This is a genomic window from Salinimicrobium oceani (assembly GCF_012037645.1).
Window position 1 is genome coordinate 1 of the sequence record NZ_JAAVJR010001284.1, and the last position, 333, is coordinate 333.

The following is a 333-nucleotide window of genomic DNA, read 5'->3' on the forward strand; positions in this document are numbered from 1 at the left end:
AGCCAGTTTTTCAGCAAAACGCTCATGATAATCCCACCAGGGTTTGTCCGCTTGAAAATGCCCTTCCACCGCCAGCTCAGCCCAGTCCGTCATCACCTCATCAACATACTGTTTTGCGTTCTTTGGCTGCAATCCCAGGGAATTCCCGGTGATGTAAATTACTTATTTGCCGTTCAATTTAGGGAAATGGAATTTATTTCTGTAGTTCTTTAGAGGATCCTGTCGATCGAGTTGTTGGGCGTAGTGTCGTGTATTTTGAAACTGCATTGGGAGATTTTTTTTTCAAAAGTAAGAAAAGCAGGTCTAAAAAGCCTTTGGCTGTTGGCCATTAGC

1 pseudogene is annotated in these 333 nt (G+C 43.5%); it reads right to left on the bottom strand.

Going from position 1 to position 333, the window contains the following annotated elements:
- Positions 1-267: pseudogene (locus tag HC175_RS24510) on the bottom strand (kynureninase); the annotation flags it as partial.
- Positions 268-333 lie beyond the last annotated feature (66 nt).